Origin of the sequence: Bradyrhizobium sp. HKCCYLRH3059, from assembly GCF_051168035.1 — a bacterium.
Lineage (GTDB): Bacteria > Pseudomonadota > Alphaproteobacteria > Rhizobiales > Xanthobacteraceae > Bradyrhizobium.
Genome location: NZ_JBNPUF010000001.1, coordinates 673370 through 693395, shown reverse-complemented (window position 1 = coordinate 693395; position 20026 = coordinate 673370). Strand labels below are relative to the sequence as shown.

Here is a 20026-nt window from a genome sequence, read left to right as displayed (position 1 = left end):
TGCAAGTTACCGGGATACGGGTTCGTCGCGGCTTAAGCCGATCATTCAAGCTGTATCGTTTCAGGTGAGCGAGACGTTAAGAGGATCATTCAAATCGTGCCGCGCGAGAACCTGACCGCAGCGCAAAAAAGACCCGCCGGAGACGAGCTCCGGCGGTTCCCAGATACAGGAATGGTCTCGCGACGACGCTAGGCCCTCATCGCCGCCTTGACCGCTGCGGCGGTGATCGGCAGCGAGCGCAACCGCGCGCCACAGGCGTTGTAGATGGCGTTGCCGAGCGCTGGCGCGACCACGGTCACCGCGGGCTCGCCGACGCCGGTCGCCTTCTCGCCATTGGCGATCACGGCGATCGCGACCTCCGGCACCTGGCTCATCCGCAGCGGCGTGTAGCTGTCGAAGTTGGTCTGCTCGATGCCGCCGTCTTTCAGCGTCGCCTTCTCGTACATCGCCAGCGACAGCCCCCACAGCGCCGCGCCCTCGACCTGGGCGCGGATGTTGTCGGGATGCACCTGGGTGCCGACATCGGTCGCCACGGTGAGCTTCTTCACCGTGACCGCGCCCGTGGGCGCAACCGCGACATGGGCGACGCACGCCGTCCAGCTCGCCGTGGCACGCTCCTGCGATGAAACGCAGGAGACGCCCATGCCTTCGCCTTGCGGGAGCTTCCTGGCGCCGTAGCCGGACAGGCCCATCGCTGCCAGCAGCGTGTTGCGCAATCGCTGCGCGCCGCCGTCGTTCTTGCCCTTGCCGTCGAGCAGCGCAATGCGGAACTGCGCCGGGTCCTGCCCCGAGGCCACCGCGATCTCGTCGATCATGCTCTCGACCGCCCAGAACGTCCAACCCGGCGCCACCGAACGGAGTTGTCCCGATGGCGTCGCATTATGCGCGAGTTCGTTCTTGATCGCGCGCACATGATGATTGGGCACGGTGTAGAAGAAGTCGGCGCCATTGACCGTGAACGAGTCGAGCGGGCCCTTCTTGTCGACCGAGGGCGACAGGAAGTCCGGGATGCCCCAGCGCGCCGTCGGCCAGGCCGAGACGACGTCATGGCTGAGCGCGATCAGCTTGCCGTTGCTGTCGAGCCCGGCCTTGACCTTCTGGTAAGTGAGCGGCCGCGAGTAGTCCATCGTCATGTCGTTCTCGCGCGAGTAGATCACCTTGACCGGCTTGCCGACCGCCTTGGCCGCCTGCACCGCCGGCACCATCATGTCAGCATCGAGCCTGCGGCCGAAGCCGCCGCCGAGCCAGGCCTGGTGCATCACGACGTATTTCGGATCGATCCCGGCCGCAGCCGCCGCGATCGCGCCGGAACGGGTCGCGAACTGATTGCCGGTGTAGATGTGCAGGATGTCACCCTTGAACTCGGCGGTCGCGTTCATCGGCTCCAGCGGCGCATGGATGTTGATGCTGGTGGTGTACTCCGCCTCCAGCACCTTGGCCGCGCCCGACATCGCTGCAACGGGATCGCCGTCCTTGACGAAGAACTGCCCGGCATCGTCCTGCGCCTGCAGCCGCATCGCCTCGGTGATGATGGTGTCGGTGCTGACATTGGCATAGGGGCCTTTGTCATAGCTGATCTTGAGCGCGTCCGCCGCCTTCCTGGCGTTGGCATAGGTGTTGGCGACCGCCACCACCCAGCCCGAGGTCGAGCCGGTCTTGTCGTCGAGCGTCACCGCCTTGATGAAGCCCGGCACCTTCTTGGCCTCGGAGTCGTCGACCGCCGTGACCGTCGCGCCGAAGCGCACCGGCGGCGTGACGACCTTGCCGTAGACCATGCCCGGCAGCATCGTATCGATGCCATATTTCGCCGTGCCGTTGGTCTTGGAGGGAATGTCGAGCTGCGGCACCGAGACGCCGATCATCGTGTACTGATCGGGCGTCTTCAGCGTCAGCGCCTTCAATTCGTCAGGCGTGAAGCTCTTGGTGATCTTGCCGCTCCTGACGATCTCGGCGTAGCTCATCTGCTTCTTGGACTTCGGATGCATCACGACGCCGTCGCGCACCACGAGTTCGTTGGCCGGCACGCCCATCGCGGTCGCAGCGGCTTCGGTGAGCGCGATGCGGCCCGCGGCGCCGGCGCGGCTCATGGCATCGAAGTTCATCATCGTGCTCCAGCTGCCGCCCGTGATCTGGGCGCCGAGCACGGGATCGTTGAACTTCGGATCGTTGGAGGCGAGCTGGACCCGCATGTCCTTCCAGGCCGCGCCGAGCTCCTCGCAGACGATCTGCGCCATGGTGGACGCAATGTGCTGGCCCATGTCGGCCTTGCCGCAGGTCACTGTGACCAGGCCATCCGGCGCGATCGCATACCAGACGCTGGGTTCGAAATTGGCCGGCGCCGCGGCCGCCAGTGCGCTGTCGGCGAGGCCGGCATAGCCGAGCACGAGGCCGGTGGCGGCGGTGCCGACCAGGAAGGAGCGGCGGCTGAGATCGGTCGCGACCGAGGAATTGGTTTTGACGTGCTGGTTCATGTCGCTCTCCGGTCGCTCGAGTTGGACGCGGTGCGCATTTCGGACGCGGCGCGCTGGATCGCCTTCTGAATCCGCGAATAGGTCATGCAGCGGCAGAGATTGCCGTCCATATGCGCGACGATCTCCTCCTTGGTCGGGCTCGTGGTCTTGGCGAGCAGCGTGGCCGCCTGCATGATCTGGCCGGACTGGCAGTAGCCGCATTGCGGCACCTGCTCGGCGATCCACGCCTTCTGCAAGGGATGATCGCCCTTCTGCGACAGCCCCTCGATGGTCGTGATCTTCTTGTTCGCGACGTCGCCGACCATGGTCTGGCACGAGCGCACGGCCTCGCCGTTGACATGCACGGTGCAGGCGCCGCACAGCCCGGCGCCGCAGCCGAACTTGGTGCCGGTCATCTGCAACTGCTCGCGGATGACCCATAGCAGCGGCGTGTCGTGCGCCGCGTCGACGGACATGGTCCGCCCGTTGATGGTGAGATTGGGCATTTGGTTTCTTCCCCGCCCGGCGTGCGACTTCGCTTACGGCGAAGTTCGGTTTTATCGATTCGCTGGGACCCACCGGATAGATGCCAGCCATCATAAGAATGATCGCGTTGCGACGGCGACGCAACGGGATTTGAACGCCGGCCTGCCACATGAAACGGCATTTGTGTTGTGCAGCGCGAACGATGCTGGGCTGGTGACGCCGGGCACGCTAAGAAGAGATGCAGCCAACGCCGACAGCGAAAGGAGATTTCGGCCCATGAGACCATCCGTACGCATGACGCTGTGCCTGGTTGCGGCCATGCTGCCGAGCCTGTCGGCCGTAAGCCCTGCTGCGGCGGGGCAGACGCTCGGCGTCGCCGACGCGCCTTTCACAGCGATGTTATCCAACGTCACGCCGCTTGCCTTCGGCATGGATGTCGGTGAGACATCGCGCGTGCTGGAGCAGCCGTTGATCTATCTGAACGGCGCGCCCGGCAACGAGACCTTTCTGGCACTGCGTAATCTCGGCGGCAGCGGACTGGTCCCGCACCATCACCGCCTCTACCTGAAGTTCCGCAGGGGACGGCTGACCGGCTGGAAAGAGGACTACGGCACCAACTGGATGTGGCGTTGACGCGCGCCTGACGACCGCAAGAGGACAGAACGTGGGACAAGATATCAAGCTGACGGCATCCGACGGCTTCCAGCTCGGCGCCTATCGCGCCGATCCGACGGGAACTGCAAAGGGCGCGCTGGTCGTCATCCAGGAGATCTTCGGTGTCAACCATCACATCCGCAACGTCTGCGACCGCCTCGCCGCCGCGGGTTACGTTGCCATCGCGCCGGCGATCTTCGACCGCGTCGAGCCCGGCTTCACCTCAGGCTATTCGCCCGACGAGATCGCGGTCGCGCGCAAGTTCGTCGCCAATCCGGATTGGGCGGCCTTTTTGCGCGACACCCAGGCCGCAATCGACGGCGTGAAGAATGTCGGGCCGGTCGGCATCATCGGTTTCTGCCTCGGCGGCAGCATCGCCTATGCGGCTGCGACCAAGCTGTCGGGCCTCCGCGCTGCCGTCGGCTATTACGGCGGCGCTGTCGCGCGGTTCGCCGACGACAAGCCGACGGTGCCGACCCAGCTACATTTCGGCGAGAAGGACGCGGGCATCCCCTTGCGCGACGTCGAGGCCATCAAGGCCAAGCGGCCGGACGTCGAGATCTTCGTCTATCCCGGCGCACAGCACGGCTTCGGTTGCGACGAGCGCGCCAGCTACGACCAGCCGAGCGCCGATCTCGCCTGGACGCGCAGCCTGGCGTTCTTTGCGCAGCACCTGCGCTGAACGTCCAACCACCGTCATTGCGGGGAGCCTCGCGTCACTCAGCGTCGGGTCGACGCAGGTGCTCAGGTAGGCGTTGAGCCGCAATCACTCGTGCGGAGATCAGAACCAGCGCTCGCCGACCTGGATGGTGTCGCCCGGCTTGAGCGAGGTGCCGAGCGGCACCTCGTAGCGCGCGGCTCCGGAAGCATCGGTGTGGGTCAGGGTGACGACGTCGCGCCGCGCCCGAGGCGAGAAGCCGCCGGCGATCGCGATCGCGCTCTCCACCGTCATATTGGGCACGTAGGGGTATTGGCCGGGCGCCTGCACCTCGCCGAGGATGAAGAACGGGCGATAGGCTTCGATCTCGACGGCCACCGAGGGCTCGCGGATGTAGCCGTTGCGCAGCTTGGCGGTGATCTCGGCAGCGAGGCCGGCGGTGGTGCGGCCGCGCGCCGGCACGCTGCCGATCAGCGGCATCGTGATCGATCCGGACGCATCGATCGCATAGGTGTTGGTCAGGCCCTCCTGGCCGTAGACGACGACGCGCAGCTTGTCGCCAGCGTCGAGATGATAGGCGGAGTCGCGGCGCGCCGGCGCATAGCCGGCGGGAACGACATAGGCGCCTGCGCCGGTGGCGGCAGCGAACGAGTTGCGCAGCGCCGGGATCGCCCCGCCCTGCCCGGTGGCGGCAACCGGGCCGGTGGAAGGCGTTCCATAGGCCATCGCGTCGAGATCGCTCTGCGGCTGGACGGCAGCGACGGGGGAGATCGTCTGCATGCAGCCCGACAACAGGATCGCGGACAGGACGGCAATGACCGGAACAAACAACGCGCGCACTCGAACAATCCTTGAATGAGGATGTGCGCTAGTCATGCGCGGTTAAGGTTAACAAACCGTTGGCGCGTGTAGTCCCCGTCGCAAGCGGGCGACGGTCAAAGCCGCCCGAAAAAATCCCCCTCCCACGGCGTGGGAGAGGGATCCAATGTTCACCGTGATCGGGCGCGCTCAGCCTGCCTATGCGCTCACGCCGACTCCGATCGGGCACGCGACGCCCGTTCCGCCCAGGCCGCAATATCCGGCCGGATTCTTGGCCAGGTACTGCTGATGATAATCCTCGGCGAAATAGAACGGCCCTGCCGGGACGATCTCCGTCGTAATCGCTCCGAGCCCCTTGGCGCGCAGCGCCGACTCGTAGGCCGTCTTCGACGCCTCGGCCGCCTCGCGCTGCGCGTCGCTGAACGTGTAGATCGCCGAGCGATATTGCGTGCCGACGTCGTTGCCCTGACGCATGCCCTGGGTCGGGTCGTGGCTCTCCCAGAACGTCTTCAGGAGGCGCTCGTAGGACATGATCTTGGGATCGAACACCACCAGCACGACTTCCGTGTGCGCCGTCTGCCCCGAGCACACCTCCTCGTAGGTCGGGTTTGGCGTATGGCCTCCGGCATAGCCGACGGCGGTGACGTGGATGCCGTCACCGAGCTGCCAGAACTTGCGCTCCGCGCCCCAGAAGCAGCCGAGCCCGAACACGGCCTGCTCGAGGCCGTCCGGATAGGGCGGCAACAGGCGGCGACCGTTGACGAAATGCGTCGCGGCGGTGGGGATCGGCTGGGCGCGGCCGGGCAGCGCCTCGGCGGCAGACGGCATGACAGGGGCTTTGCGCATGAAGAACATGGGATGTCTCCGCTCATGGCCAGCGCCCGCGGGACGGCCCACGGCGCGATGACCTCTTGTCAGGGGAATATATAGGGCTCTACGGGTCCGGCAGTAGCGCTGTTACGCCGCGCCAGCGGTTCCCGCGCCGCGCTGCCAGCGGAATCCAAGACAGCTGCCGGCGCGGCGAGACGAACAGCCGCGCTCAGTCGCGCCCGTAGCCGATGAGCGGCTTGCGCGGCCGGAACAGCAGCATCAGCAGGATTCCGAGCAGGCCAAGCACCGCAAACACTGGCTGGTCCAAAAATACCTTGACGATCCACTCCCACAGGAACGGGGCCTTGGCCTCGATCCAGGCCTTGAAGGCGGCCTGGCTCGCCTGGTGGACGTCGTTCCAGAGCTGGCCGAAACGGGTGAACTGCAGGGTCTGGTCGGCCACCCAGCGCGCGCCGTCATAGACCAGGAAGATGAAGCTTCCGGCCAGCAGCAACAGCCCTACCAGACGGAAAAAACCGCGGATCATGCCTCACCTGCCCTCTCTCGCTCGCCCTTGCGGGCAGCAAGGCCATAGCGGGGGCCCCGCAGAAATTCAACCTCGTCAGGGGCTTAGAACCGGGTTTTGGTCGATTCCGGCCGCCGCGGGCCGCTCCGAGACCGTTGACGCTCGGCAGGGCTGCCCCTATAAGGTCGCCATTGGCGGTGGGCGCAATCCCGCCGCCGCTGTTCTTTGAGCAGCGCCGATCCGCCGAGCACCCGCTCCGGTCATGGCATTCTCAGAGAGGCGTCCGAACAACCCACCGCGTCGATGGGGCCGCGTCAAGCGGGCCGCGCGCGTACCCGCAAGAGCGGCGACTGCTCGCCGCCGAAGGATATTTGAGAGCATGGCCAACACGACTTCCGCGAAGAAGGCGACGCGCAAGATTGCCCGCCGCACCATCATCAACAAGTCGCGCCGCACCCAGATGCGCGGCGCGGTTCGCTCCGTCGAGGACGCGATCAAGAAGGGCGATCGCGACGCCGCGCTGAAGGCGATGGCCAATGCCGAGCCGCAGCTGATGCGCGCCGCGCAGCGCAACATCATTCACAAGAACAACGCGAGCCGCAAAGTGTCGCGCCTCACGCATCAGATCGCCAAGCTCGCGAAGTGACGCTGACGATCGGCTGACGAACTATCAAGATGCAAACAGCCCGGCTCGCGCCGGGCTTTTCTTTTGTACCATCTTCAATTGCGCGTTCGGCTGTCGCGCATCCCTCCATCGCTCGCCGCGCCTTCTCCATTTGATGGTCACATCTTGATGGTGATATCGCATCGCGAATACGATCTTCGCGCGTGGTGGAACCCGCGCGATGTCGTGCGCGCCTGACACATGTTCCGTCGGAACTACACGAAGTTCCGTATTTTTACGCAGTGACAATATTGTCTCATCTGAAACAGCTGCGAATCTGCGCGCCGCGCTTGCGCATCGATGTCAAGAGCGCGCGATGCGCCGCTCACTTTGCGCACCGCGCATCGCGGGAGTTACCCGCTTCGAGCAATCGCGAAAAACATCGTTTCGAAAATGACTTAAGTGCATAGCGCGACCAAGTGATTGGAAAAGCGGGTGAGGCCGGTCGAAACATAAAAAAATTATGAAGAAATTTTGGGCAGACGATGTTGTTTGTCACATCCGAGATTCCTCGCGATGATTCAAAACGTTGCTTTCTTAACGCGCAACACCGCGTCGCAACCGCTGCGAAGACTCGTAACGCGTGCTCCGATCTTATGGATTGCGAGTCCTGACGCATCGTGTATTTCTTTAATCACTCGCGGCGCCCACGATCTTGAGACCAGCGCGGTTTTAGAAACGGGGCGGACGTGCAAATCGGCGGCGGTGTGCGCGTTGGCGACGCTTTCCAAAGCGATGGCCGGATCTGTACCCATAGCAATATGGGGAACGATCGAACTTTGTCGAAATTTCTCGGGCGCAGCATCATCGTTGCGCCGCTTTGAACAAGAGAAATACGACATCGGTCGACCCGGCTGGAGCTCGTGGCGGCTTCGCTCACCGAGTGGACAAGTTGGACGGGGATGTACGGCGGTGCGGCTGAATCTTGGGGTTCGGGCGCGGCGGCATTGGGATGACAACTTGCCGTGAGCAATCACGGCAGGGCGGGGAGGTTGCATGTTTTACGGACACATTGCGAGCACACACTATAGGCTGGTTCCGGACAACGCACCCTTGGCGGTCAACACTGAAGTGATCGACATCTCCAGCCCGGCCATTGCCAGCACGGCGATCGGCCCTCCCGCGTCCATCGCGCATCTGAGTATGCGCTGACCTCGCGGAGAAGCTTCTTCCACCAGCATTGATGGCCCGACGGCGTCCACGCCGAACGGCGAGCCATGTCTGGAGTTGAGCCTCCGCTCGAGGTCTCGCTGCGGCACACGTGTCCTTTCACGGGACGTCTGCCCGGCGATCACACGACACCACCACTCAATTCGAAAAGTTGCGACTGCCATGACAAATTCGGAACAGGAACGCTGGTCTCGCGTGAAGGGTCGGCTGCGCTCGACCGTCGGCGAGGACGTCTATACGAGCTGGTTCGCGCGGATGGACCTCGAAGCCGTCCAGGACGAAAGCGTTCATCTGTCGGTGCCGACGCGTTTCCTGAAGAGCTGGATCCAGGCGCATTATGCCGAGCGCGTGCTGTCGTGCTGGCAGGCCGAGATGCCGGAGGTGCACCGTATCGATCTGTCCGTTCGCACCGCGATGCGCTGCGCGGCGCCGGTCAAGGAAGCTCCCGTCGCCGTCGAAGCCCGCCGCGCCGAACGCAACGACGCCAGGCCGGCGACCAGCGCCGACGCGCGAACGGCGTCGGCTGCGGCTTCGCTCGCCACGAGCCATGATGCGCTCGGCGGCTCGCCGCTCGATCCGCGGCTGACCTTCGCCAGCTTCGTCGTCGGCCGCGCCAACACGCTGGCCCATGCGGCGGCGCGCCAGGTCGCCGACGGTCGCCGCGGCGATCCCGTGATGTTCAACCCGCTCTACATCCATGCCGGTGTCGGGCTGGGCAAGACGCATCTGCTGCAGGCCGTGACCTGGGCCGGCAACGCCGGCGGCGAACGGAAGGTGCTGTACCTCACCGCCGAGAAATTCATGTACGGCTTCGTCGCAGCGCTGAAATCGCAGACGGCGCTGGCCTTCAAGGAGGCGCTGCGCGGCATCGACGTGCTGGTGATCGACGACCTGCAGTTCCTGCAGGGCAAATCCACCCAGGCGGAGTTCTGTCATACGCTGAATGCGCTGATCGACGCGGGGCGTCAGGTTGTGATCGCAGCCGACCGGCCGCCGTCCGACCTCGAAAGTCTCGATGATCGCGTCCGCTCGCGGCTTGCCGGCGGCCTCGTCGTCGAGATGGCAACTTTGGGCGAGGATCTGCGCCTCGGCATTCTCAAGTCGCGCGTCGCGGCGGCCCGCGCCCATCATGCGAGCTTCGACGTGCCGGAGCCGGTGCTCGACTATCTCGCCCGCTCCATCACCCATAACGGCCGCGATCTCGAGGGCGCGATCAACCGCCTGCTGGCGCATTCCAAGCTCAACAACCAGCCGGTCACGCTCGACATGGCCGAGCGCGAGGTGCGTGACCTGGTGCGGCCGCAGGAACCGAAGCGCATCAAGATCGAGGACATCCAGCGCGTCGTGGCGCGGCAGTACAACGTCAGCCGCTCCGACCTCCTGTCGTCGCGCCGCACCGCCAACGTGGTGCGCCCGCGCCAGGTCGCGATGTACCTCGCCAAGACGCTGACCCTGCGCTCGCTGCCCGAGATCGGCCGCCGCTTCGGCGGGCGCGACCACACCACCGTGCTGCATGCGGTGCGCAAGATCGAGGCGCTCGTCGGCAAGGACGTCGCGCTGAACGACGAAGTCGAGTCGCTGAAGCGCCAGTTGCAGGATTAGAGGGCACGCACGGCCAGGGGAGCGGACAGAAGGTTCGCCCCCAGCCGGGCCGTTGTCCCGGCCGTTCGACGCTGTCCTCGGACGTCATGCTCGGCCCCCGCCTCCGGGTCACGGAAGAGCCTGCCGAAACATGGGAAATCGGCTCCGCATCCCTTGCGCTTGAGCCCCATCCGCGCCACTTTACGCCTCCCCCTCACGCTCCTGGACGCTGGCCAAGCGCCGTTCGGGCGCGAGGTGCCATCGGCCGCGGCGCTGCTATAGCCCGCCGGCATTCCAGGACAAGCTCAGTTGGAACGGGCGGGTATAATACAATGAAGGTGACCGTCGAACGCGCACAGCTCCTGAAGTCGCTGGGCCACGTCCATCGTGTGGTCGAGCGCCGCAACACCATCCCGATCCTGGGCAATGTGCTGGTGCGCGCCGAGAATGCCCGGCTGTCGCTGCGCGCGACCGATCTCGATCTCGAAGTGACGGAAACCCTGGCTGCCGAGACCGCCACCGCGGGCTCGACCACAGTTCCGGCGCACATGTTCTACGACATCGTCCGCAAGCTGCCGGACGGCTCGCAGATCGTGCTGGAGAGCGACGGCGAGCGCGCGGTGCTCGCGATCCGCGCCGGCCGCTCCAAGTTCACCTTGCAGACGCTGCCGGAGAGCGACTTCCCGGATCTCGCCGCAGGCGACATGACGCATGCGTTCGGGGTTCCCGCCAAGGACATCAAGAGCCTGATCGACCGCACGCAGTTCGCGATCTCCACCGAGGAGACGCGCTATTACCTGAACGGCATCTATCTGCACGCCGGCGGCACCGCCAAGCAGCCGACCTTGCGCGCCGTCGCCACCGACGGTCACCGCCTCGCCCAGGTCGACCTGCCGCAGCCGGCCGGCGCCGCCGAGATGCCCGGCGTGATCGTGCCGCGCAAGACCGTCGGCGAGGTGCAGCGGCTGATCGAGGACAATGACAGCGAGATCAGGATCGAGCTGTCGCAGGGCAAGATCCGCTTCACCTTGGGGCAGGTGGTGCTGACTTCGAAGCTGATCGACGGCACCTTCCCGGATTACGGCCGCGTCATTCCGCAGAACAACGACAAGGAGCTGGTCGTCGACAAGGCCGATTTCGCCGCCGCCGTCGACCGCGTCTCCACCATTTCCTCCGAGCGCGGCCGCGCCGTGAAGCTGGCGCTGGCGCCCGGCAAGCTGGTGCTGTCGGTGACCAATCCGGATTCCGGCAGCGCGACCGAAGAGCTCGAGGTTGAATACGCCGCCGACGCGCTCGATATCGGCTTCAACTCGCGCTATCTGCTCGACATCGCTGCCCAGATCGAGGGCGAGGTCGCCGTGCTCCGGCTCGCCGATCCAGGCTCGCCGACATTGATCCAGGACCGCGACAACAGGAATGCGCTGTACGTGCTGATGCCGATGCGGGTGTGAGGCGAGACTTCTGCGAGATCGAGTTTAACCCGTCATGGCCGGGCTTGACCCGGCCATCCATCCTTACAAATGGCCTACTGGGTTTACATCCTCGCGAGCAAGCCGGGCGGCACGCTGTATGTCGGCGTGACCAATGATCTCGTCCGGCGCGTCTATGAGCACCGCGAAGGTCTCGCCGAGAGCTTTACGCGCCGCTATGGCATCGAGCGCCTCGTCTATTTCGAGGCGCATGAGACGATCGCCGCAGCATTGCAGCGTGAGAAGAACATCAAGCACTGGTCACGCGAATGGAAGGTCGACTTGATCGTCGCAAACAATCCGGACTGGCGCGATCTCTATGATGAAATGGTCCGCTGACGCGGACGATGGATTGCCGGGTCAAGCCCGGCAATGACAGAACTGGGCTTGCAACTCCACCCCATGACCCCCTCCCGCATCCACCGTCTCGCGCTGACGCATTTTCGCAGCTATCGCGCTGCCAGCGTCAGCGTGCAGGCGGACATGGTCGCGCTGGTCGGGGCCAACGGCGCCGGCAAGACCAATTGCCTGGAGGCGATCTCGTTCTTCGCGCCGGGCCGCGGCCTGCGCCGTGCCACCCTGGAGGACGTCGCCGACAACCAGGGCGACGGGTCGTGGGCGGTCTCGGCGGAGGTCGAGGGCGCGCTGGGGCTGACGACCTTCGGCACCGGCATCGAGCCGCCGCGCAGCGATGCGAGCACAACACGCCGCTGCCGCATCGACCGCGAACCGGTCGGCTCGGCGGCCGCCTTCGGCGATCACATCCGCATGGTGTGGCTGACCCCTTCGATGGACGGCCTGTTCATGGGCGCGGCCTCGGAGCGGCGGCGCTTCTTCGACCGCCTGGTGCTCGCGATCGACAGCGAGCATTCGAGCCGGGTGTCGGCGCTGGAGCGCTCGCTGCGCTCGCGCAACCGGCTGCTCGAGGTCCGCAATTTCGACGATCATTGGTGTGACGCGATCGAGCGCGAGACCGCGGAGCTCGCGGTCGCCGTCGCCGCGAGCCGCGGCCAGACCGCGGTGAAGCTCGCCGCGATGCTGCGGCAGCGCGGACAAGCCTCGGCGTTCCCGTCCGCCGAGATCGCGCTCGACGGCTGGATGGAGAATGCGCTGCTGAGCGAGCCGGCCCTCGCCGTCGAGGACCGTTATCGCGCTGTCCTGCGCGACAATCGCGCGCGCGATGCCGCCGCCGGCCGCACGCTCGACGGTCCGCATCTCACCGATCTCCATGTCGTCTATGCGCCGAAGAGCATGCCGGCGCGCGACGCGTCGACCGGCGAGCAGAAGGCGCTGCTGATCGGCCTCATCCTTGCGCATGCGACCTTGGTCGCCGAAACCACCGGCATCGTGCCGATGCTGCTGCTCGACGAGATCGTCGCCCATCTCGATCCCGGCCGCCGCACCGCTTTGTTCGCCGAGCTCGGCACGCTCGGTGCCCAGGTATGGCTGACCGGCGCCGATCCCGCGGCGTTTGCCGAACTACGCGAGCTCGGCGAGATCTTCGACGTCGAGGCGGGGCGGATCAGCGCGCGGCGGTAGCTCATTCCGCCGTTGAACCTACCAGTTCGCCGGCTCGACTAGTTGTCGTTGGATGGCACGCCGGCGCCAACCGCTCTCCTCCAGCGCCCGAGGGCACAAGCGCCCCGAACTCGAAATCCCGGAGATCGATGATGTCAGAGCTTTGGCAGCAGGCCATCGCCGCGCCGCGGCTGAGTCGGTTTGCGTGCGGGCTGTTGCTGCTCGCGAGCTGTGCCGGACCTGCGCGCGCCGACGACGCCATCGTCGACGTCCACGCGCTGCCGCGGCTCGAGGGTGCGGTGGAAGACACGTCGCATCCCGATCGCTACCGCGCCATCTATCGTCTGCCGGCGCCTGTCGCAGCGGCCAATGCCGCCACGCAGCAGTTGCTCGGCGCCGACGGCTGGGTGCGCTATGTCAGGCCGCTCGAAGAGCGCAATCCGACGCTCAGCTACAAGAAGGACAAGCAGGGGCTCCTGGTCTTCTTCACAGGCAGCGCCGGCCGCGCCGGGCAGTCGGAGGTGACCTACTCGCCGCAGCGGATCTACGCCAATTTGCCGTTCCCCGATGGCGCTGCTGACATCGTGTTCGACGAGACGCGGCCTTATCTGTCATGCATCGCGCCGATGACGCTGGATGCGGCGCTGACCTTGTTCCGCAAGGAGATGTCCGCCCTCGGCTGGGAGCCGCTGACGGCCGAGGCCGCCGCGCGCTGGCGCAATGCCGATCTGGGCGAGACCGCGCCGGGCGGCGTGCGCGCCTTCTACGGCCATGACGACGGCGACGGTTATCGCCGGCAGAATCCGGTGATGCTGACGCTGACCCGGCGCGACGACGGCCGGACCCATGTCGAGATCCGGATCGCGCCATTCGCGCTACCCTCCACCCTCGAAGCCGGCGACGACCACGCCGGCCTGCCGATGCCGAAGCCGACCAAGTGGTCGCAAAGCCTCGGCAGCGCGGCCTCGTCGAGCCGCCAGGCCAATGGCGCCGTCATCGCCGAGCTGCCGGCCGTGCTCGCCTTCTACACGCGGCAGATCCCCGCGCGCGGCTGGCGGATCGAGACGGCCGGTCCGGGAACGCCGGACGAGGTCACGCTCAAGGTCGTCGCGCCCGAGGACAACGGGACCTTGAAGCTGTCCCGCAAGTACGATCTCACCATGGTCGAGCTATCGATGCGCACCACCGAAGCCGCCCTGGCCGCCCGCGCCAAGGCGAAGAAGGACGCCGACGACAGGTTCATGGCGGATGCCGCCGCGATGGCCAAGCAGGTGATCGCCGCCGACGAGGCGCGCCGCGCCGTGCAGGCCGGCGCCATGTCGGATGCGCCCGTGAAGCCGCTGGCCGGCAATCCGGCGCCGATCGCGCTGCCCGAGACCGCCGAGGCCGTGAGCTTCGATGGCGACCGGGGACAGCTCGCGTTCAAGTCGGCTTCGTCGGTGAAGACACTCGCCGGCTTCTTCCGTTCCACGTTGAAGACGGCCGGCTGGAAGGAGGCGCCGACCGTGATCGACAATCCGACCATGGCGCGCCTGGAGTTCTCGGCGAAGGGCAAGTCGGTGGCGTTCACGATCATGCAGATGGGCCCCAAGGTGAACGTCACGGCCGACGGCACCGGCCTGCTCGCCGCCGCCAGGCCTTCGGCCGCGGCCCGACCGGCCAAGGACGCGACGCCGCTCGAGGCCGATCCCGACTCGGCGCTGCCGGTGCCGAAGCAGCACAGCGCGACCGCGCTGTCGCGGTCCAGGGCGCCGGGAATGGACACGCCGCTGCGGCTGGAGCTGGAGGCCAGCGTCCCGGCCGAGCTCGGTGCCGTCACGGCCTTCTACCGCGCCGAGCTGACCAGGCTCGGCTGGCGGGAGAAGCCCGAGGACGCGCAGGCCAGCCCCGATCGGGTCCGGCTCACCTTTACCTCGTCGCAGGGACCCGCCGTGCTCACGCTCGGGCGCGCCAAAGGCGAGACCTCGGTCAACCTGGTGCAAAGGAATGCAGAAGCGGCGGCCAAGGCCGGCATCCTGCCGAAGCCTGGCCGGGCCAAGCTGATGCTCGGCAATATCGGCGACACCGACGCCGTGCTGACCATCAACGGGCAGACGATCAGGATCGCGGCCGGCACCGGCAGCCCGCAATCGCCCAAGGGCCCGCTGCTCGACCTGCCGCCAGGCAAGCACCGCTACGAGCTGAAGATCGCCCGCCGGCCCGCCGTGATCGACACGCTGGAGCTCGCCGCCGGCGATGCCTGGGGCCTCATGGTTGGCCCGGGTGGCACCGCCCTGCCGCTCCCGCTCTACTGAGGCGGCACCTGCCGCGTCACGCGTGACTCGTGCCCTGAATCGCACGCGAAAGCGCCCCGCTGCACGCCTCAAAACCAGCCGCGGGAATGGCCTGAATCCGGCTTTCGGAGGGGACGAAAACGACCCTCGCCAGGCCTTGAAAAACCGTTAAAAAGCGCTATCTCTTCAATGTCTTACGACGGGCCACTTTGCGCTAGGCGCGTGGCTTCTTTCGTGAGAGAAAGAGCGCTCTCGGCATGCGATCTGCAATGCCGATTCGACCACCCCTTCCGAAGGCCCCACATGACCGAACCCGCCCGGCAAACCATCGCCGACAACGAGCCTGCAACCGCGAACGAATACGGCGCAGAATCGATCCGGGTGTTGAAGGGCCTGGATGCCGTGCGCAAGCGCCCGGGCATGTATATCGGCGACACCGATGACGGCTCCGGCCTGCATCACATGGTCTACGAGGTCGTCGACAACGCGATCGACGAGGCGCTGGCTGGTCACGCCACCGCGGTCGAGGTGGTGCTCAATCCGGACAATTCGGTCACCGTGCGCGACGACGGCCGCGGCATTCCTGTGGACATTCACAAGGGCGAAGGCGTGTCCGCCGCCGAGGTCATCATGACCCAGCTGCACGCCGGCGGAAAGTTCGACCAGAACTCCTACAAGGTGTCCGGCGGACTGCACGGCGTCGGCGTCTCCGTCGTCAACGCGCTGTCGAGCAAGCTGCAGCTTCGGGTCTGGCGCGACGACAAGGAGCATCTCATCGAGTTCGCCCATGGCGACGCGATTGCGCCGCTGAAAGTGGTCGGCGAGGCCAAGGGCAAGCGCGGCACCGAGGTGACGTTCCTGGCCTCGACGGAGACCTTCAAGAACGTCGAATACGACTACGCGACGCTCGAGCATCGCCTGCGCGAGCTCGCCTTCCTCAATTCCGGCGTCAACATCGTGCTCTCCGACATGCGCCACGCGGTCGAGAAGCGCGAGGAGATGCATTACGACGGCGGCGTCGAGGAGTTCGTCAAATATCTCGACCGCAACAAGAAGGCGATCGTTCCGGCGCCGATCATGGTGCGCTCGGAGGTCAACGGCATCACGGTGGAAGCTGCGCTGTGGTGGAACGACAGCTATCATGAGAACGTGCTGTGCTTCACCAACAACATCCCGCAGCGTGACGGCGGCACCCATCTCGCCGGCTTCCGCGGCGCGCTGACGCGCCAGGTCAACGGCTACGCCGAGGCCAATGCGAAGAAGGAGAAGATCGCGCTGACCGGCGACGACTGTCGCGAGGGTCTCACCGCCGTCCTTTCCGTGAAGGTGCCGGATCCGAAATTCTCGTCGCAGACCAAGGACAAGCTGGTGTCCTCGGAAGTGCGTCCCGTGGTCGAGAACGTTCTGAACGAGGCGCTCGCCGCCTGGTTCGAGGAGCATCCGGGCGAGGCCAAGACCATCGTCGGCAAGGTGATCCAGGCCGCAGCGGCACGCGAGGCCGCGCGCAAGGCGCGCGAGCTGACCCGCAAGAGCCCGCTCAGCGTCTCCTCGCTGCCCGGCAAGCTCGCCGACTGCCAGGAGAAGGATCCGGCCAAGTCCGAGCTCTTCATCGTCGAGGGTGACTCGGCCGGCGGCAGCGCCAAGCAGGGCCGCAACCGCGAGTTCCAGGCGGTGCTGCCGCTGCGCGGCAAGATCCTCAATGTCGAGCGCGTGCGCCCCGACAAGATGCTGTCGAGCGAGCAGATCGGCACCCTGATCACCGCGCTCGGCACCGGCATCAGCGACGAGTTCTCGATCGACAAGCTGCGCTATCACAAGATCATCGTGATGACGGACGCCGACGTCGACGGCGCCCACATCCGCACGCTGCTGCTGACCTTCTTCTACCGGCAGATGCGCGAGATCATCGATCGCGGCCACCTCTACATCGCCCAGCCGCCGCTCTACAAAGTCACGCGCGGCAAGTCCGAGCAGTATTTGAAGGACGAGCGCGCGCTCGAGGACTATTTGATCGGCACCGGCCTCGACGATTGCGTGTTCAAGACGGCGGAAGGCGAGGAGCGCAAGGGGCGTGACCTCCTGGCGCTGGTCGAGGAAGCGCGTCTCGTCCGCAACATCCTGCGCAACCTGCACACGCGCTACGACCGCAAGGTCGTCGAGCAGGCCGCGATCGCCGGCGTGCTGCGCCCGGACATCACCCGCGACATCCCGACGGCGGACGCCGCGGCCGCCTACATCGCAAAGCGGCTCGACGTGCTGGCCGACGAGGTCGAGCGCGGCTGGATCGGCCACTTCGTCGAGGGCCAGGGCTTCACCTTCGAGCGCACCGTGCGGGGCGTCAAGGACGTCGCCGTCATCGACGACGCATTGCTCGCGTCCGTCGATGCCCGCAAGCTGGACGAATATGCGGCCCGCCTGCAAGAGGCCTATGCGAAGCCCGGCGCCTTGCGCCGTGGCGACGTCCAGACCGTGATCCATGGCCCGGTCGATTTGTTCGAGGCGGTCACCGATGCCGGCCGCAAGGGCATCAACATGCAGCGTTACAAAGGCCTCGGCGAGATGAACCCGCAACAGCTCTGGGAGACCACGCTCGACACTGAGGCCCGTACGCTGCTCCAGGTGAAGGTCAAGGAGGTCGACGAGGCCGACGACATCTTCACCAAGCTGATGGGCGACGTGGTCGAGCCGCGCCGCGAGTTCATCCAGGACAACTCGCTGTCGGCCAACGTGGACGTGTAGTCGCGACGTCCAGCCCGAGTCTACCTCGCACTGGCGCGATAGACGACCAGGCGCACCCTGAGTCTGCGGAGCAGTGGCCTGCCCGTGCCTTCCGTGTTAATTCCGTTGAAGATCGATGTTCCGCTTTCGCCGGTCCCCGGGCGAATCACCATCTCAGAACGGACTTTTCGCGCATGGCGCCCATTCAATACATCGTCGAGGGCGGTCACCGGCTCAAGGGCGCGATCGAGCCGTCCGGCAACAAGAACGCCGCGCTGCCGATCATCGCCGCCGCACTGCTGACCGAGCATCCGGTCACGCTCGACAACGTGCCGCGCATCCGCGACACCGAGACACTGGTCGAGCTGGTGCGCTCGGTCGGCGCCTCCGCCGAATGGCGCGGCCGGAACAGGCTCACGATCCATGCCAAGGAGATCCGCGCCGCGGACCTCGATCCGGACCTCTGCGCGCGCATCCGCGCGTCGATCCTGCTGGCAGGGCCCCTGCTCGCCCGCTGCGGCGAAGTGGCGCTGCCGCCGCCAGGCGGCGACGTCATCGGCCGCCGCCGGCTCGACACCCATTTCCTCGCCTTCGAGCAGCTCGGCGCCACCGTCACCGCGACCGACAGGATCGAGCTGCGCGCCTCCGGCCTCAAGGGCGCCGACGTCTTCCTGGACGAGCCCAGTGTCACCGCGACCGAGAACGCGTTGGTGGCCGCGGTGGCCGCGCATGGCACGACTTACTTGCGCAACGCCGCCTCCGAGCCGCACGTCCAGGATCTCGCCCATTTCCTGGTCGCGCTCGGGGCCAACATCGAGGGCATCGGCACCAACACGATGGTGATCCATGGCGCCAGCACGCTGGGCCAGGCGAGCTACTCGATCCAGCCCGATCACATCGAGGTCGGCTCGCTGATCGGGCTCGCCGCGGTGACGCGCTCTCCCTTACGCATCGTGCGCGCCGGCACCGAGCATCTACGCTCGATCCGCATGGGCTTCGAGCGGCTCGGCATCGTCTGCGAGGTTGCCGGCGACGATCTCATCGTGCCCTCGGAGCAGACGCTGCGGATCAAGGACGATTTCGGCGGCCGCGTGCCGAAGCTGGAGGACCAGCCCTGGCCGGCCTTTCCCGCCGACCTGATGTCGATCGCACTCGTCACCGCCACGCAATGCGAGGGCGTGATCCTGATGTTCGAGAAGATGTTCGAGTCACGGATGTTCTTCGTCGACAAGCTGATCTCGATGGGCGCGCGCATCGTGCTGTGCGACCCGCACCGCGCCATCGTCGCCGGCCCGAGCCGCCTGCGCGGCGCCCGCGTCGTCTCCCCCGACATCCGCGCCGGCATGGCCATGCTGCTGGCCGCGCTGTGCGCCGAGGGGACCTCGTATATCGACAATGCCGACCAGATCGAGCGCGGCTACGAACGCATCGACGAGCGGCTGAATGCGCTGGGCGCCAAGATCACGCGCGTTCCGGAACGCGGACGGTAGCGCTATTCGCGCAGGATCTCTCCGCCGTCATTGCGAGCAGCGCTATGGCATTCGCGTGCTGGCTTCGCGGACATCCGTGTGCGATGATGCTTCGTATCGCGCACAGCGCGGGAACAACCGTGACATGTGAGGCTCATTGCACATGGCCATCAGCGAGATCACTCCCAACGTCGACCGTACCAGATGGCTCGCCGGCGCGGAGTTCGCTGATGCATTTCGCATCGCGATTGACGAGCCGGCCATCGATGCCCGCACGGCGGCCGAGCGCATGCTCGGTCACGCGCCCTGGTGGATGGCGGCGCTCCTGAAGCTCCGTAACCTGCTGGTCAGACCCTTCGGTCTGAAGACCTCGGGCGCGGACCCAGGCAACCCACGTCCTCTGATCGGGATGTTTCCTGTCGTGGACGAAACGCCGCAACGAATCGTGCTCGGCTTCGACGACAAGCATCTGGATTTTCGTGTCCTGGTCGACGTGGTCTCTCATCGCGCGACCACGCAAGTAACAGCGAGCACTCTGGTGCAGACCCACAACGCTCTCGGCCGCGTCTATCTCGCCGTGATAAAGCCGTTTCACCGCCTCGTCGTGAAGGCGATGCTCCGGCAGGTCGCAACGGCCGCCTGATTCCGCGCAAGTCTTCGACCCGCTGCCGCGCCGGCTCTCCGTCCCCGGATTGAATACTCCGCAAGCAATGACGGAGAACGCATCGAACCGCGCGGCAGCCCAGCCGAGCCACCACGTT

17 protein-coding genes are annotated in these 20026 nt (G+C 66.1%); 11 read left to right on the top strand and 6 right to left on the bottom strand.

Annotation, left to right across the window (positions count from 1 at the left end; translation table 11 throughout):
* Window positions 1–188: 188 nt before the first annotated feature.
* Entirely contained in the window at window positions 189–2471 is a 2283-nt protein-coding gene (locus tag ACQR13_RS03245; RefSeq protein ID WP_316166332.1) for a xanthine dehydrogenase family protein molybdopterin-binding subunit, read from the bottom strand.
* The gene (locus tag ACQR13_RS03240; protein ID WP_315715032.1) at window positions 2468–2956 is read right to left on the bottom strand and encodes a (2Fe-2S)-binding protein; all 489 of its coding nucleotides are present in this window, start codon (window positions 2954–2956) and stop codon (window positions 2468–2470) included. The genes ACQR13_RS03245 and ACQR13_RS03240 overlap by 4 nt, the downstream gene beginning before the upstream one ends.
* 298 nt (window positions 2957–3254) lie before the next feature.
* Here ACQR13_RS03240 and ACQR13_RS03235 point away from each other — a divergent pair, with 298 nt between their 5' ends.
* Both ACQR13_RS03235 and ACQR13_RS03230 read left to right on the top strand, forming a co-directional pair.
* Complete coding sequence (locus ACQR13_RS03235; protein WP_410051220.1) at window positions 3255–3569, top strand: hypothetical protein; 315 nt, start codon at window positions 3255–3257, stop codon at window positions 3567–3569.
* Window positions 3570–3600: 31 nt separating this feature from the next.
* On the top strand, window positions 3601–4272 hold the full coding sequence (locus ACQR13_RS03230) for a dienelactone hydrolase family protein (RefSeq protein ID WP_316186526.1): 672 nt from the start codon (window positions 3601–3603) through the stop codon (window positions 4270–4272).
* Window positions 4273–4371: 99 nt separating this feature from the next.
* Here the strand turns inward: ACQR13_RS03230 and ACQR13_RS03225 are convergent, their stop codons facing one another.
* The 3 genes from ACQR13_RS03225 to ACQR13_RS03215 all read right to left on the bottom strand — a co-directional run bounded on the left by ACQR13_RS03225 (window position 4372) and on the right by ACQR13_RS03215 (window position 6424).
* On the bottom strand, window positions 4372–5088 hold the full coding sequence (locus ACQR13_RS03225) for a polysaccharide biosynthesis/export family protein (protein WP_315715029.1): 717 nt from the start codon (window positions 5086–5088) through the stop codon (window positions 4372–4374).
* Between the two features lie 177 nt (window positions 5089–5265).
* The gene (msrA, locus tag ACQR13_RS03220; protein ID WP_315751818.1) at window positions 5266–5922 is read right to left on the bottom strand and encodes a peptide-methionine (S)-S-oxide reductase MsrA; all 657 of its coding nucleotides are present in this window, start codon (window positions 5920–5922) and stop codon (window positions 5266–5268) included.
* A gap of 184 nt (window positions 5923–6106) precedes the next feature.
* Window positions 6107–6424 carry a hypothetical protein gene (locus ACQR13_RS03215; RefSeq protein WP_315715027.1) on the bottom strand — a complete coding sequence of 106 codons (318 nt, stop codon included), beginning with the start codon at window positions 6422–6424 and terminating at the stop codon, window positions 6107–6109.
* 358 nt (window positions 6425–6782) lie between these two features.
* Between ACQR13_RS03215 and rpsT the strand changes: the two genes are divergently transcribed.
* Window positions 6783–7049 (top strand): 30S ribosomal protein S20, encoded by a 267-nt coding sequence (gene rpsT, locus ACQR13_RS03210; RefSeq protein ID WP_315715026.1) that lies wholly within the window; start codon window positions 6783–6785, stop codon window positions 7047–7049.
* A 539-nt stretch (window positions 7050–7588) separates the two neighbouring features.
* Here rpsT and ACQR13_RS03205 read toward each other — a convergent pair.
* Window positions 7589–7909: a hypothetical protein gene (locus tag ACQR13_RS03205; RefSeq protein WP_315715025.1), complete on the bottom strand. Its 321-nt coding sequence runs from the start codon at window positions 7907–7909 to the stop codon at window positions 7589–7591.
* A gap of 490 nt (window positions 7910–8399) precedes the next feature.
* On the opposite strand from ACQR13_RS03205, the gene dnaA reads away from it, so the two are divergent.
* From dnaA to ACQR13_RS03165, 8 genes are all read left to right on the top strand, one after another.
* Window positions 8400–9839, top strand: coding sequence for a chromosomal replication initiator protein DnaA (gene dnaA / locus ACQR13_RS03200; RefSeq protein WP_315715023.1), 1440 nt, complete (start codon window positions 8400–8402; stop codon window positions 9837–9839).
* A gap of 311 nt (window positions 9840–10150) precedes the next feature.
* The gene (gene dnaN / locus ACQR13_RS03195) at window positions 10151–11269 is read left to right on the top strand and encodes a DNA polymerase III subunit beta (RefSeq protein ID WP_315751817.1); all 1119 of its coding nucleotides are present in this window, start codon (window positions 10151–10153) and stop codon (window positions 11267–11269) included.
* A gap of 69 nt (window positions 11270–11338) precedes the next feature.
* Window positions 11339–11626: a GIY-YIG nuclease family protein gene (locus ACQR13_RS03190; protein WP_315751816.1), complete on the top strand. Its 288-nt coding sequence runs from the start codon at window positions 11339–11341 to the stop codon at window positions 11624–11626.
* Between the two features lie 63 nt (window positions 11627–11689).
* Window positions 11690–12826 (top strand): DNA replication/repair protein RecF, encoded by a 1137-nt coding sequence (gene recF, locus ACQR13_RS03185; protein ID WP_315751815.1) that lies wholly within the window; start codon window positions 11690–11692, stop codon window positions 12824–12826.
* Window positions 12827–12957: 131 nt separating this feature from the next.
* Window positions 12958–15099 carry a hypothetical protein gene (locus ACQR13_RS03180; protein ID WP_434862571.1) on the top strand — a complete coding sequence of 714 codons (2142 nt, stop codon included), beginning with the start codon at window positions 12958–12960 and terminating at the stop codon, window positions 15097–15099.
* 282 nt (window positions 15100–15381) lie between these two features.
* Window positions 15382–17817, top strand: a complete 2436-nt coding sequence (gene gyrB / locus ACQR13_RS03175; RefSeq protein WP_315751813.1) for a DNA topoisomerase (ATP-hydrolyzing) subunit B — start codon at window positions 15382–15384, stop codon at window positions 17815–17817.
* A gap of 173 nt (window positions 17818–17990) precedes the next feature.
* The gene (murA, locus tag ACQR13_RS03170; RefSeq protein WP_315751812.1) at window positions 17991–19286 is read left to right on the top strand and encodes a UDP-N-acetylglucosamine 1-carboxyvinyltransferase; all 1296 of its coding nucleotides are present in this window, start codon (window positions 17991–17993) and stop codon (window positions 19284–19286) included.
* 142 nt (window positions 19287–19428) lie between these two features.
* Window positions 19429–19908, top strand: coding sequence for a DUF2867 domain-containing protein (locus tag ACQR13_RS03165; protein WP_315751811.1), 480 nt, complete (start codon window positions 19429–19431; stop codon window positions 19906–19908).
* The last annotated feature ends 118 nt before the right edge of the window (window positions 19909–20026 follow it).

Excerpts from the sequence above, each read along its gene's own strand:
- ACQR13_RS03245 (WP_316166332.1), bottom strand. The coding sequence starts at position 2,471 with ATGAACCAGCACGTCAAAACCAATTCCTCGGTCGCGACCGATCTCAGC.
- ACQR13_RS03240 (WP_315715032.1), bottom strand. The coding sequence starts at position 2,956 with ATGCCCAATCTCACCATCAACGGGCGGACCATGTCCGTCGACGCGGCG.
- ACQR13_RS03235 (WP_410051220.1), top strand. The coding sequence starts at position 3,255 with ATGCTGCCGAGCCTGTCGGCCGTAAGCCCTGCTGCGGCGGGGCAGACG.
- msrA (WP_315751818.1), bottom strand. The coding sequence starts at position 5,922 with ATGTTCTTCATGCGCAAAGCCCCTGTCATGCCGTCTGCCGCCGAGGCG.
- ACQR13_RS03215 (WP_315715027.1), bottom strand. The coding sequence starts at position 6,424 with ATGATCCGCGGTTTTTTCCGTCTGGTAGGGCTGTTGCTGCTGGCCGGA.
- rpsT (WP_315715026.1), top strand. The coding sequence starts at position 6,783 with ATGGCCAACACGACTTCCGCGAAGAAGGCGACGCGCAAGATTGCCCGC.
- ACQR13_RS03205 (WP_315715025.1), bottom strand. The coding sequence starts at position 7,909 with ATGTCGTATTTCTCTTGTTCAAAGCGGCGCAACGATGATGCTGCGCCC.
- dnaA (WP_315715023.1), top strand. The coding sequence starts at position 8,400 with ATGACAAATTCGGAACAGGAACGCTGGTCTCGCGTGAAGGGTCGGCTG.
- dnaN (WP_315751817.1), top strand. The coding sequence starts at position 10,151 with ATGAAGGTGACCGTCGAACGCGCACAGCTCCTGAAGTCGCTGGGCCAC.
- ACQR13_RS03190 (WP_315751816.1), top strand. The coding sequence starts at position 11,339 with ATGGCCTACTGGGTTTACATCCTCGCGAGCAAGCCGGGCGGCACGCTG.
- recF (WP_315751815.1), top strand. The coding sequence starts at position 11,690 with ATGACCCCCTCCCGCATCCACCGTCTCGCGCTGACGCATTTTCGCAGC.
- ACQR13_RS03180 (WP_434862571.1), top strand. The coding sequence starts at position 12,958 with ATGTCAGAGCTTTGGCAGCAGGCCATCGCCGCGCCGCGGCTGAGTCGG.
- gyrB (WP_315751813.1), top strand. The coding sequence starts at position 15,382 with ATGACCGAACCCGCCCGGCAAACCATCGCCGACAACGAGCCTGCAACC.
- murA (WP_315751812.1), top strand. The coding sequence starts at position 17,991 with ATGGCGCCCATTCAATACATCGTCGAGGGCGGTCACCGGCTCAAGGGC.
- ACQR13_RS03165 (WP_315751811.1), top strand. The coding sequence starts at position 19,429 with ATGGCCATCAGCGAGATCACTCCCAACGTCGACCGTACCAGATGGCTC.